Here is a 2,516-nt window from a genome sequence, read left to right as displayed (position 1 = left end):
CGGAAAATCAGGAGGTTCATCTTCGAAGCTTAACGGTTCCGCTTCTTTACAGCTTAAGAACATAGGGGAGCACTCGGAGAAAAAGAAAAAGGGCGAAGAAGGCATTTCCTTAGAGGAGGAGCTGAATGCGATTTTTGAAAGAACCTTCGGTCCCTTAAAAAATCGGGGACAGGAAGCTATTCGCACCGAGCAAAAATTGTTTTTATCCAAGGAGAAGGAAGCTCGTCTGGAGGAGGCCAGAGCCCAGTATGCCAAGAAGGGTAAGAAAAATAAGCGAAAAAAGATTTTGGTGGACGGTTATAACTTTCTTTTTGCCAAGGAAGAATGGAAGGCACTGGCACAAACGGATTTGATGGCGGGAAGAGAGCAGATTCTTCCCCTGCTTTCGGAATATGCGGCATACCATGACGTGGATTTATATTTGATATTTGATGCTTATCGGGTGAAAAGCAATCCGGGGAAAACCTTGCAGCCGGATCCCCGAATGCAGGTGATCTTCACGAAGGAAGGAGAATCGGCAGACTTTGCCCTAAGTCGAATGGCCAATGATTTTTCCCAGTCCGGTTACCCGGTAGTGGTGGTCAGTTCCGACCAGGCCGTGCAGATTCAGGGCTTTTCAGGAAAGGGCGCCATTGTATATTCCTCCAAAGAATTTGCCCTCCAAGTAGAAGACATGAAGAAGCGTATTTCCGACTCTTTGTGATGAAGAGACATATTTATAATTCTCTATAATGAAGGAGCCTATTTCCGCCTTCCTTTAAATAGATAATTAGATGGGGGAGATAGGTTTAGTTTTGCAAGATGCTTTTATGCAGTACAGGTTTGAAATAAGGGGTAGTCTGAGCCCGTCGGTTCTTGGCTTTTGTTTTTAAAAAAGCTTAGAACCGCTACGTGGCGAGGCTAGCGGGAGCGTGCCCCGTTTTCAGACCTGTACTGCATAAATAGTTTTAGGTAAATCTATCCTATCTCCCTCATCTACTTATTTTTTATCCGATCATTGACGAAATACTCTATGAATTTAAGAATTTATTCAGTAGAGAGAAATGAGGGTAAAGGATGAAATGGGATAGGAACTGTTCTTTTCAGAAGGATGGGACAGAAATTGCAAAAATAGAAAAGAGCAGTTTGGAAAGAGAGGACTGGGGAAACGGTAGCGATTCTTCTCCCTTTTTTCGCCGAACATTTTGGGCCTTGCTCCTGATATTTTCCTTTTTCTTTTTGACGGCCTGCTCCGGTACAGGGCATCCCGCCATTATCAAAAGCAAAAATAATAAGATTGTTTTAACTTACGGCTTATTGGCGAACAATGATGATTACACTTTGCAGATGACCAAGCGTTTTGCCAAAGAAGTGAAGGAAAAAAGCCGTGGGAGGATAGAGATTAAGATTCTTAGCCCCAAGGACAAGGATAACGACCTGGCTTTGTTGGAACGGTTTCGCTCCGGTAATCTGGACATGGTAAGACTGCCTCTACCTTCTGCAAAGAAGCTTTCCGGAAAGCTCTCCATTATGGAGATTCCCTATCTTTTTGACAGCGAAGAGGAAATGTGGAATGTTTTAGATGGAGACAAGGGAGCTATTTTTCAAGAGGATTTTCAAAGCAAGGGAATGGAGCTTTTGGTGTGGCATTGTCTTGGCTTTCGGGATTTTTATACCGTGGAAAAGCCACTGACCTCTGCAGCGGATTTTGACGGATTGATTTTAGGAGTGGAGGATGAGTCTCGCATAGGAAGAGCCTTGCAGCTTCTTTTCGGAAAAACCAGAGAGCTTCCCCAGGATAAAATCTATAAGGCGTTGCAAAGCGGAATTGTAGAGGGTAGTGAAAATACCATGGAGGAATTTGCCCGGCAGGAACACAATCTTTCTGCCAAGTATTTTTTAGAGGATGATCACAGTCCCGTTTTGGATTTGCAAATTCTTTCTTCCAGAGCAAGAGAGAATCTGTCGGAAGAAGATCTGGCATTGCTTAAGGATGTATCCTTTTCCATGGCCTTACAGGAAAGAGCATACGTAAAGAAAATGCGGGTGGAACTACGAAATAAATTAAGTAAAAGAGGGGTGATCTTCTCCCATTTTTCTAAAGAAGAGAAGGGGAAGATTGAAGAGCTTTTGACTCCCCTTTATCAGGAATCCCCGGAGTCGGATTTTTTACGAAAGCTTGGGAAAATAGATTAAATAAAGAATGATATGTGTTTAATATAAGAGGATTGACAAGTTTTCTTTCCTCTGTCATAATACTGCCTTGAAAGATAGATTAAACTAACTAAAAGCTTTGTAATATCTATCATGGAAGGTGTGGTGTTAGCATAAGCATCGGCATCAGCCTATTTCCAATAGGATGGTGCTTTTTGCGTGTTAAACAACACTCCCTTGGATAAGGGCTAAGATACCTTACGGTACTGTTGCTTTCCTGTGAGGAAATACTACAAAGCGAAGCAGTATTGCGTAGACAGAAAGGGGTATTATGAGAAAACATTGGATTCTTGGCGCTTCCGCCATCATTTTAGCATCCTCCG

Annotated in this window: 2 protein-coding genes; both read left to right on the top strand. The window is 42.7% G+C overall.

The annotated features are described in order from the left end of the window. Nucleotides 1-703 (top strand): YacP-like NYN domain-containing protein (locus tag ACO4PX_RS09860; protein ID WP_485572519.1); only part of this gene is annotated, 703 nt, incomplete at its 5' end. 353 nt (nucleotides 704-1,056) lie between these two features. Further along, nucleotides 1,057-2,175 carry a TRAP transporter substrate-binding protein DctP gene (dctP, locus tag ACO4PX_RS09855; protein ID WP_485572517.1) on the top strand — a complete coding sequence of 373 codons (1,119 nt, stop codon included), beginning with the start codon at nucleotides 1,057-1,059 and terminating at the stop codon, nucleotides 2,173-2,175. Nucleotides 2,176-2,516 lie beyond the last annotated feature (341 nt).

The sequence above is a fragment of the Oribacterium sp. genome (assembly GCF_057249185.1).
Note: the sequence above shows the minus strand (reverse complement) of the source record. Positions and strands in the feature narration are given on the sequence as shown.

Bases quoted from the DNA above. Each gene is read 5' to 3' on its own strand.
- dctP (WP_485572517.1), top strand. From the start codon at position 1,057: ATGAAATGGGATAGGAACTGTTCTTTTCAGAAGGATGGGACAGAAATT.